Genomic DNA, 10,282 nt, shown 5'->3' with positions numbered 1-10,282 from the left:
TCTATGTTTATGAGAAACCAGAAAGCACGGGGCTTGAGATTGGAAAAGCAGCCTATGAACCTCGTCATAGTTATAAAGGGCAAATGAGATTACCTTTTTATAAAGAGTTTCCCAATGCCCTTAAAACCCTTTTGGCTAAGAAATTTACCCTTGCCGATTATTGGGGCATATGGGCTGGCAATGTTGCTGAAATTGCACAAAACCATATTAATCGTCTTAAAGATATCCTATCCGATGAAACCAGTGAAGCCTATCACGCCTTTGATGGGTTTTATAAAGAACTCAAAAACAACTTAAACAGTGCAATCAAACAAGAAGAAGCGCTTGAGATGTTAGGACAACATCTTGTCACGCGTCCCGTGTTTGAAGCCTTGTTTGATGGCAATGAATTTGTGCAAAATAATGCCATTTCGCAAGCCATGGAAAAGATCTTAGCTGAGTTGGATAAAACCAATATTGAAGAGGTTTCGAAAGAGTTACAAGAGTTTTATGACAGTGTGAAATTCCGTGCCTCTGGGATTACCTCCCCCCAAGCAAGACAAAACCTTATTATCAAGCTTTATGAAGATTTCTTTGCCAAGGCATTTAAGAAAACCACCGATAGGCTTGGGATTGTTTATACCCCCGTTGAGGTTGTGGATTTTATCATTCATTCTGTTGATGATGTCTTACGCAATGAGTTTGGAAAAAGCTTGGGATCACGAGGTGTGTCTATACTCGACCCTTTTACAGGGACTGGTACCTTTATCACAAGGCTTTTACAATCTAAACTGATCAAACCAGAGGATATGGAATATAAATTCCGTCATGATATCCATGCTAATGAGATTGTTTTACTGGCTTATTACATAGCAGCCATTAACATTGAATCGACCTATCATAGTCTTGTCAAAGGTGAATATATTCCTTTTAAACATATTGGTTTGACTGATACGTTTCGGATGCTTGAAGAAAAAAGTCTGCTACAAAAATTATTTAAAGAAAACAGTGAATATTTAGAACATCAGAAAAATCTAAATATCAAAGTTATTTTTGGAAATCCCCCTTATTCTGTAGGACAAAAAAGCGAAAACGACAATGCAAAGAAGAGTCCTTATCCAATATTAGATAACCGTATTCGTGAGACTTATGCGGTTCAATCTAAAGCAACGAATATGCAAGCTCTGTACGATAGTTATATTCGTGCCATTCGTTGGGCAAGTGACCGTATTGATAATGCTGGGGTAATAGGCTTTGTTTCTGGTTCTGGTTACATAGAAAAGTCTACAATGGACGGTTTACGAAAATCTTTAGCCAAAGAATTTACGAGCATTTATGTACTTAATTTACGGGGGGATATTCGTAAAAACATGTTAAGCAATGGAAAAGCTCAAGAAGGAGAAAATATTTTTGGCAATGGAAGTATGACGGGTATCGCCATAACACTATTTATCAAAAATCCTAATGTTTCTGGAAAGTGTAAAATTTGCTATCACGACATTGGTCATAATCTCACAACAAAAGAAAAACTTACAGCTCTTGAGTACTTTGGTAGTATTTCTGGCATTTCACAGAGTAAACAAGGTTGGCAAACGATTACACCAAACGAGCATGGGGATTGGATTAATCAACGTGATAACAGTTTTGCTAACTTTCTAACCTTGGGTGATAAGAAGGGTAATAATAAAAAGCTCTTTTATACCTATTCTTGTGGTCTAAAAACCAATCGTGACGCTTGGGCATATAATTCAAGTCATGCATCTTTATCAAAAAATATGTACAATATGATTGCCTTTTATAACAGCGAAGTTGAACGTTTTAATCATGCCTATTCACACGCTGACCATAAAACACGTACCAATATTGTAGATAATTTCGTCGATTCAGATGCAAGTAAAATTAGCTGGAGCCATAACATTAAACAAGAGTTGGTAAAAGGAAAGTTTTTTGAATTTGAAGATAAATGCCTTATTCAAAGTCTATATCGTCCTTTTACACAACAGTGGCTTTATTATAACCGAATTTTCAATGATAGAGTCTATCAAATGCCGCGGATATTTCCTATGGGAAAAGCAGCAGAGAATAAGGTGATACAAGTTGCTTCTATGGGAGCAAGATGTGGTTTCTCAGTCTTGATGACCAAAAATGTACCTGATGTGAGTGTAATAGATAGTAGCCAATGCTTTCCAAGATACTTTTACGAAGATACTAAGGTCTTAAAAAGTAAAAGTGCGAAACAACCCCATTTATTTACAAACTCTACAGAAGAAAGCAAAGCAGCTGATTTACAACGGCGTGATGCCATTACAGATGATGGATTAGCACATTTTAAAGCGGCTTATCCGCATGAAACTATCACGAAAGATGATTTATTCTATTACGTTTATGGAATCTTACATTCAGAAGATTATCGCAGTCGCTACGCTGATAATCTTTCTAAAGAATTGCCTCGTATCCCCTGTGTAAAAAGTGCTGAAGATTTTTGGAAATTTGTTAATGCAGGACGTGAACTCGGTCATTTGCACGTGAATTATGAAGATGTGGAACCTTATCCAGTCACATTTAAAAAAGGCAATCCAAAACAGACTGATATCTCTAATCCAGAAAAGTTTTATTACGTGAATAAAATGAAATTCGCAAAAATTAAGAATAGCAAGGAAAAGGATAAATCGACTGTTATTTATAACAGCAATATCATCATGACAGATATCCCTCTTGAAGCTTATGAGTATATCGTCAATGGCAAGCCTGCTCTTGAATGGGTTATGGGTCGTCAATGCGTAAAGACTGATAAAAAGAGTGGCATTGTGAATGATGCCAATCGCTATGCTGTTGAAACCGTTGGAAACCCTGCTTATCCATTGGAGTTATTCCAAAGGGTTATTACCGTAAGTTTAGAGACAATGAAGATTGTTAAGAACCTACCAAAATTAGAAATTAAAGAAACTGAATAAGCTTATAAGACCTTAACACTCATAAGGGGTATAGAGTCTTTAATTATAATCTATACCTCTCTTGTAATTTGATTACCTATAATCTTAAAAGGAGTGTTTATATGCGTTATTCTAAAAAAAGATCATTTGCACTTTTAAACACTGTCATTTGGATTGCCTTTAAAAGATTACACCATAATCTCAAATGATAGCTTTATCGTTTTTAAAAGCCTTGTTTAAAGAAAGTTATGTATATTCATTTTCTTATATTACTTATAGGTTTTGAAGGTTTCTCAAACCCTCAAAATACCTTCAAAAATATACTATGGGTTGAATTTAAGATTGTGTTGTCGATATAGGTTGTATTATTAAAATAATAACATATTGAAATATAACAACTTTTATTTTTTGATTGAAAAAAATATATAAGGGGGCGTAAAAAGAACCCTCAAAACCTTCAAAACTCATAACCATAAGAGCCTTGATAGCATTTCTTATGATGATAGCCCCTTTCTTTTGAAAGGCTTTAAAAGATCACATGCTTTTCATAAAACGTTTTTTAATCATTCTCTCAAATGATCATTTTGTCAGTTCAATTTACAGACACAAACTGACAAATATATATTTACAGTTGTATTTATTTGTTGTGCCGTTTTAATAAGTTGTATCTTAAAAAAGAGAGAAAACTTAACATATTGAAATATAATGTTTTTAAATTTCTCTCATTTGAAAAAAATAATAGAGGATCTAAAAAGAACTGACTAAACTGACAAAAGTCTATTAAAAGCGATTTTGCTAATCTGTGGAATAATTTTATAGGTCTTTTTGTATAAGTTATTTCCTTTAAATCTTGCACCAAAACCACAATCAGAGCCACACCACTGTTGAGTTTCTCAACTACTGATCAAAGCTTTGAACAGCGCCTTATTTTCTAAATTTCTGAAATCTTTTCGATATTTTTTAGGGGCTATTTCTTGTCTTTTTTTCTCATAAATTGAGTGATTTTTTCCTTCCAAGAGCGGGGTTGCTCATCGCTGGGAAGTTCTGAGTGATTGGTAAAATCCTTTGCAATCTGTTCAATCAAAATGTAGCTCACTTGCTTTACCTTTGATACTTCCTTGGCTAAAGCGATAGCGCGTTCAAGATGAAGCTGTTGGATGCTTTCGCTAAAGCCTAAATGATCTCCTGCTGCAAAACTTTGCTGATAAGAATGCAAAGTCTCAACATCACCTAATAAAGCAAGGGCACCAAGATGAAGTAACGCATAATCCGAATTGTCTGCTTTAGACTTTGCATCCTGTTGCCAAGGTGCTATACCATAATCAGAGCGAAGTCTTTCAGAAAGATCAATAGCGCTTACTGCCCATTCTAGTGCATCATCAAGTGCTTGTGTTAAACGATCCGCAGTGACTTCTGGTTCAAAGATTTCCAATCCTTTTGCCTCAAAATTAAGCTGTATATCTGGAAAATCTTCCGTGTGTGTAGGATCAATGAATTTGCAAGCAGCAGAAAGAATACCGGTGCTAATCAAAAAGGCGCTATCAAATTGTGGACAATCTTTGACAATTTCATCGTTATAAAGAATGTCTACTTCACGATCAGCCAATTGATAGCTTGCCATATGGTCATCTTCATCGATTTTTTCAATTGTCCAGCCTAAGCTTTTTAAAAGTGCATGAGCACTTTCCATGGTCAATGGAGCATCTTTATCATCCGTTTCCTCTACCTCCTCTGTCACTTCAACAGCTGCTGTTTGAGAAGCAACAGGTGTTGTTTGTGGATCCAAGCTTAAAATTGGAGTGTTTTTGGGAAAACCCGTTCGATAATGTCGTGCAAGAGTGAGAGCGTTATCGATTGTGTATTTCGTGATACCTTTTACAAAACCTAAAGAGTTACCCTTTCTAAAATTCTCCTTATAAGATTTGAGCTTTTCAACATCTCCAACCAGAATAAGAGCAATAAAATGGCGTATTATAAGATCATATTCACTATCTGGAGACAAAGCGGCATAATCATAAATGATTTGATTGACATTTTGCCGATCTGCCCACTCAAGTATATCTGTACAAATCTGCTTCAGCTTGCCTTCATCCAGTTTAACACCAGACACGGTATAAACTTCTTCTGCTTCTTTGAGGGCTATATATTGAGGTTTACTAGGCAATATATGCCGATGAGCACTAGAAAAACCAAGTGTTGAAAGGGAAGCCTTAAATGCAATAATCGGCTCTTTTCCATCACTTTGAAGGGTATACATTATATTGATGATACGGTCTTTATTTATAAAATAAGCATTGCGATCATAGTTTTTATCACGATAAACTGTCCAACCCATTTGTTTTAATTGCTCTGCAACTTTATTGAAAGTAATCAAAACTTGTGGAGCAAGATGTGCTTCTGTTCTTTCTCGCTCATGAAGGATTTTTAGATGTTTTTCAGAAAATTCAATAGCGTACTTAACAGACTTTTCTACGATATTGCTTTCCAAATGTTCAGAAATTGTACCTACCGCAATGGAATTTTGATAAGATTTCAGGACATCAATTTTACCTGTCAATGCTAAACAAGCCAAATGCCAAATTATATCTGTATTGTAGTTGTATTTTTGAACAAGCGTTTTACTTTCTATCGATGCTTGCAAATCTTGAGCGCGTGCCCACTGTATCACCCGCTCAGAGATTTTTATCAACTCTTGCTCATTCAATGTCTCCACACAAATATCAATCCCTTTATCAAGAATACTATCCCCTCCAAGTGTATTAAAAGACTGATAAATATCCATAGGCTGCACGAGATTACGTTGTCCATAAAAATGAATATACCAGCAAGCCATTGAAATCTCTTCGTTAGATATTTCAGATTCAAGATGAACATTGTATTGATCATGAAGATGTACAAAGCCAAAATTAAACTTAATAAAGCGATCTGGCAAAGAGAGCCACATTTTCCCAAGCTCTGTGGCAAACCACCCTTGTTTTTTGAGAATACAATTTACTGCTGTAAGACTCATCGAAGATTGTTTAGGCTTCTTGCGCGTTAGAATATCATCTAACTCCCCGTTTTTATAGGCTTTTGCAAAAAGAAGTAGACGCTCATACCGCGTCATCGCTTTGTAATCAGAAAATTCTGGTACATGTAATTGAGATGTGGGCTTAGAACGCTTTAAAGACTCTATATCACCAAGCAAGACTTTTGCAACAAGAGAGTGATCTGCAGCTTCTTCACGTAATTTTTTTTCAATATCCTGTGCTTGCGCCCATGCAATCACTTTGTTTAAAGCGGTTGTGATATGGCTTTCGGAAAGATCCGGAGCTTTAACATTAAAATCCTCCTTCGCGTAAAACAGCACATCTCCATATTTACGCTGTGATTTTTCACCTCTAGAATATTCCCGAGCAAGACAATAAGCAGCGGTGGTGAGATCAGCCGAAAGCAAAAACTCTTTGCCACTCTCTCCATAATTTTTTACACCATAGCCAATACCGACAATGCGATCGGGAAGATGATAATGCGCAAAAGTATCCCCCACGTTATCACGATAAGGCTCCCAGCCAAGCGTTTTTAAAATCTCTGTTACGTCTTTGGTTTGCATCATTGTTCACTTTATCAATTAATACTGCAACATCAGCTAAAGTGTAAGTTTTCATAGATGATCCCCCCTAAAAAAATAATGGTGGTTTAATATTGCAATTTGGAAGTAAAACCACCATACAAAGAAATTTACTTCAAGTTATCTGTAATCCTTTTACAGAGGAATTCATAAAAGTTACTTGCGTAATACTGGGGATCGCTAGGTGAAAATCTAAGATAGAGCGGGCACTCACCATCCTGAAACTGAGAATAATCAAAGTAAAAGGTTTCACCAAAATCAGTTCTACTCACAATAAGCTGCTGTGGTTTTGCTAAACCATTTTATATATCCGTTATATGATAATAAACAATATCATCACTACGAGCAATTTCAAAATTTGTATTATAAACACTTAATATTTCCTCACCACAGATCTCCGCTCTTCCATAATTCTTCAAAAAACTTTTGTAGGAAGATGTGAATTGCAAACCGAGAGTTTTTTTTGCTTTTTCAATCAGTACATCATCAACTGCTTCATCTGTAGTGCCAAAATCAACACTATCAATATATTTATCAACTAATTGTGCAACATCAGCTAAGGTATAGGTTTTCATGAATCCTGCCCTGCGTGCTCTTTAATTCTTTTACAGAGAAATTCATAAAAATTACTCGCGTAATACTGGGGATCTCTAGGTGGAAATTTAAGATAGAGCGGACACTCACCATCCCGAAATTGAGAGTAATCAAAATAAAATGTCTCACCAAAATCTGTTCTGCTAATGACAAGCTGTTCTGGTGTCGCAAAACCATGTTTCCTATGATATAAGTTTTTATACACAATATCACCAGCAGGATGATCCTCAAAACTTGCGTTATAAATGCTTCCTCATAACCAATTTCTCCTCCTTTATAATTTTTTAAAAAATCCTTATAAGAAGTTGTGAATTGTAAACCGAGAGTTTTTTCTGCCTCTTTAATCCGTACATCACTAACTGCGTCCTCTGCAGTACCAAAATTAACAATATCACCATCATATTTATCAACTAATACTGCAACATCATCTAAGGTATAGGTCTTCATCAATTATTCTCCATCAATTATTTTATAAGTCTCTGTTTTTTCTCTTTTCATCAACCGTAGAGCATTATTGCTGATGCTCCTGTCCCCATCTGTTAAAATCTAGACCTATAATACCCCATTTCATATCGATGATTCCTCCTAAATGACTATTTTTTTGTTCTCTATACCCTTTAGCACGTTCCTTCCAATATTCCTCTCTCCACTTATCAAACTTTTTTCTCTCTATAAGCGATTGATGTGTTTTTGGATTATTATGAATCACGGAAGTATATTTTTGATGAAATTCCTTACTAGTTTCTGCTAAGGGGCCATCAGGGGTTTGCTTTAAGTGATGCAACTCTACAGACTCACCATCATGTCCTATAGGAGCTCTTCCTGCTTCCATTCTCTCAACATTGGTGCCCCATACATCTTTTTTGTTTTCCATCCATTTAACCATTTTGTTAGGATCAAACAAATCGTCTCTCTGATAAACTTTATTTGTCTGACCAAATTTGCTATCGGTAAATTTAATGGGTTTCTTTTTTAACCAAAGCTTTTTTTCTTTAGCAGCTTCTTTGGTTAGTTCTTTTTTCGCTGCAAGTTTTTCAAGATCTCCCTGAGCTACAAGTTCTGCAAGATTTTTCTTGGAAGCAAATTAAGAGATCACAAATAATACCACTACTCGGAATATCTACTGCATATCCCTTATAAACGTTACGTATTTCCTCCCCCCATGTCATTTCCCCCATATTTTTTTCCAAAAACGCTCGTAAAAAGGGATAGGTTGCGGAATGGGAGGGGTCTCATGCTTTTCAATCGGTTGATCACCTTCAGGTATCTCAGCTCCCACACTTTCTTTAATTCTTTTGCAAAGGAATTCATAAAAATTACTTGCGTAATATTCGCAACCTTCAGATGGAAGCATGACATAAAGTGGGCATTCTCCATCCCGAAACTGCGTATAATCAAAGTAAAAGGTTTCACCAAAATCAGTACTACTCACGACAAGCTGTTCTGATGTTGCAAAACCACGTTTTCTGTAATAATTTAAGTTTTGACAAACAATATCATTAAAAGGAAAATCTACACAATCTTCATAAAGACTATAGATTTCATCACCACCAATATCTCCCCCTTTATAATGTTTTAAAAAAGCTTTATAGGAAGATGTGAATTGCAAACTGAGAGCTTTCTCCGCCTTTTCAATCCATATATCATCGACCGCATTTTCTGCAGTCCCAAAACTGACAACATCACTATCATATTTATCAACTTTATCAACTAATTCTATAACATCATCTAAGGTATAGGTTTGCATCAATTATTCTCCATAAGTTATCCTACAAGTTTCTCTTTTTATCAACCGTAGAGCATTACTACCGATGCTCCTGTCCCCATCTGTCAAAATCTATCCCTATGATACTCCATTTCATATTGATTATTCCTCCTAAATTACTGTTTTTTTGTTCTCTATACCCTTTAGCACGTTCCTTCCAATATTCCGCTCTCCACTTCTCAAACTTTTTTCTCTCTATAAGCGATTGATGTGTTTTGGAAGGAGCATGAATTACGGAACTATATTTGTTATGAGATTCCTTGCTCATTTCTGCTATGGGACCCTCATGTGTTTGTTTTAGGTGATGCAACTCAACAGATTGACCATCAAAACCTATAGGTGCTCTTCCTGCTTTCATTCTTTCAATATTATTGCCCCATACCGTTTTTTTATTTTCTTTCCAATCAGAAATTCTGTTAGGATCAAACAAATCGTCTCTCTGATAAACTTTATTTGTCTGATCAAATTTGCTATCGGTAAATTTAGTAGATTTCTTTTTTAACCAATTCTTTTTTTCTTTAGCAGCAAGGTTGGTCAGATCTCCCTGAGCTACAAGTTCTGCAAGATTTTTCTTGGAAGCAAATTAAGAGATCACAAATAATACCACTACTAGGAATATCTGCTGCATATCCCTTATAAACGTTACGTATTTCCTCCCCCCATGTCATTTCCCCCATAATTTTTTCCAAAAGCGCGTGTAAAAAGGAATAGGTTGCGGAGTGGGAGGGATCTCAGGCTTTTCAATTGGTTGATCACCATCAAGTATCTCATCTCCTACGTGCTCTTTAATTCTTTTGCAAAGGAATTCATAAAAATTACTCGCGTAATATTCGCACTCTTCAGATGGAAGCATGACATAGAGTGGGCATTCATCATCCCGAAACTGTGTATAATCAAAATAAAATGTCTCACCAAAATCTGTTCTGTTAACTACAAGCTGTTCTGGTGTCGAAAAACCATGTTTTCTATCGAGTACGTTTTGGTAAACAATATCACCAGCAGGAATGCCTACACAATCTCCATAAATGCTAAAAATCTCATCACCACCAATTTCTCCTCCTCCATATTTCTTTAAAAAAACTTTGTAAGACGATGTAAATTTCAAACCCAAAGCTTTCTCCGCTTTTTCAATCTGTAGATCATCTGTTTCATTCTCTTCATCATCTTCACTACCAAAAGTGATAATATCAGCATCATATTTATTTACTTTATCAATTAATACTGCAACATCAGCTAAGGTATGGGTTTTCATAAATCTTCCCCTGCGTGCTCTTTAATTCTTTTACAGAGAAATTCATAAAAATTACTTGCATAATAATGTGACGCTCCAGATGGAATCTCGACGTAAAGTGGGCATTCACCATCCTGAAACTGAGTATAATCAAAGTAAAATGTTTCACC

At 35.7% G+C, this 10,282-nt stretch carries 6 protein-coding genes and 3 pseudogenes; 1 reads left to right on the top strand and 8 read right to left on the bottom strand.

The genetic code is table 11. The features are described 5' to 3' along the window. The coding region (locus PVV68_RS08870; protein WP_273721918.1) for a type ISP restriction/modification enzyme at window positions 1–2,933 on the top strand (2,933 nt) is incomplete at its 5' end. A gap of 946 nt (window positions 2,934–3,879) precedes the next feature. Here PVV68_RS08870 and PVV68_RS08865 read toward each other — a convergent pair. From PVV68_RS08865 to PVV68_RS08830, 8 genes and pseudogenes are all read right to left on the bottom strand, one after another. Next, window positions 3,880–6,504 (bottom strand): DUF6990 domain-containing protein, encoded by a 2,625-nt coding sequence (locus PVV68_RS08865; protein ID WP_273782921.1) that lies wholly within the window; start codon window positions 6,502–6,504, stop codon window positions 3,880–3,882. Between the two features lie 128 nt (window positions 6,505–6,632). Next, a pseudogene (locus PVV68_RS08860) lies at window positions 6,633–7,097 on the bottom strand (SMI1/KNR4 family protein). Beyond that, a pseudogene (locus PVV68_RS08855) lies at window positions 7,094–7,563 on the bottom strand (SMI1/KNR4 family protein). Before PVV68_RS08855 ends, PVV68_RS08860 begins: the two co-directional pseudogenes overlap by 4 nt. A gap of 64 nt (window positions 7,564–7,627) precedes the next feature. Continuing rightward, window positions 7,628–7,990 (bottom strand): HNH/ENDO VII family nuclease, encoded by a 363-nt coding sequence (locus PVV68_RS10740; protein WP_273721973.1) that lies wholly within the window; start codon window positions 7,988–7,990, stop codon window positions 7,628–7,630. Window positions 7,991–8,281: 291 nt separating this feature from the next. Continuing rightward, on the bottom strand, window positions 8,282–8,863 hold the full coding sequence (locus PVV68_RS08845; protein ID WP_273721975.1) for an SMI1/KNR4 family protein: 582 nt from the start codon (window positions 8,861–8,863) through the stop codon (window positions 8,282–8,284). A gap of 58 nt (window positions 8,864–8,921) precedes the next feature. After that, window positions 8,922–9,311, bottom strand: a complete 390-nt coding sequence (locus tag PVV68_RS08840) for an HNH/ENDO VII family nuclease (RefSeq protein ID WP_273721976.1) — start codon at window positions 9,309–9,311, stop codon at window positions 8,922–8,924. Window positions 9,312–9,545: 234 nt separating this feature from the next. After that, window positions 9,546–10,133, bottom strand: coding sequence for an SMI1/KNR4 family protein (locus tag PVV68_RS08835; RefSeq protein ID WP_273721978.1), 588 nt, complete (start codon window positions 10,131–10,133; stop codon window positions 9,546–9,548). Then, window positions 10,130–10,282: pseudogene (locus PVV68_RS08830) on the bottom strand (SMI1/KNR4 family protein); the annotation flags it as partial. The gene PVV68_RS08835 and the pseudogene PVV68_RS08830, both read right to left, overlap by 4 nt.

Source organism: Bartonella sp. ML69XJBT (genome assembly GCF_028618515.1).
Lineage (GTDB): Bacteria > Pseudomonadota > Alphaproteobacteria > Rhizobiales > Rhizobiaceae > Bartonella.
Note: the sequence above shows the minus strand (reverse complement) of the source record. Positions and strands in the feature narration are given on the sequence as shown.